Genomic DNA, 523 nt, shown 5'->3' with positions numbered 1-523 from the left:
GCCTAACAATTCATTCAAGCCGACGCCGCTTCGCGGCGCGGCTTAATTCAGGCGTTAGGCCTCAAACACATATGAGCGCGTACTTGTGGGTAGGACTCGGCGGCTTCATCGGTTCGGTGGCCCGTTACGCTGTGGCCGTCGGGTTAGGTGCTGCGCCGGCGGGTCGCTTTCCGTGGGCCACTTTCGCTGTCAATTGTTTGGGCTGTCTGCTGATCGGCCTGCTAGTGGGCATTCTTTCCAAGACATCCGTCTCTGAGCCGGTTCGCCTGTTCCTGGTCACCGGTATCCTCGGTGGCTTCACTACCTTCTCAGCGTTCGGGCTGGAGTCGCTCACCCTCCTGCGGCGCGGAGAAATCAGCCTTGCTCTGCTGTACATTCTTGGCAGCGTCCTCGTGGGCATTGCTGCGGTCTGGCTAGGTCTTCGTTTCACCAGCGGAGCTGAGGCCTAACAATGCGTTCAAGCCGAAGCCGCTTCGTTACGCAAAGCACATGGCAGGTACAGCTTGCCATGTGCTTTGCTCCA

General features: G+C 59.1%; 1 protein-coding gene. It reads left to right on the top strand.

Annotated elements, in window-relative coordinates; genetic code table 11:
• A partial coding sequence (crcB, locus tag ACW5F0_RS14750; RefSeq protein ID WP_457000049.1) for a fluoride efflux transporter CrcB occupies positions 1-449 on the top strand: 449 nt, incomplete at its 5' end.
• Positions 450-523: the final 74 nt, after the last annotated feature.

The sequence above is a fragment of the Luteimonas sp. A534 genome, assembly GCF_054072805.1.
This window is presented reverse-complemented; position numbering and strand designations above follow the sequence as displayed.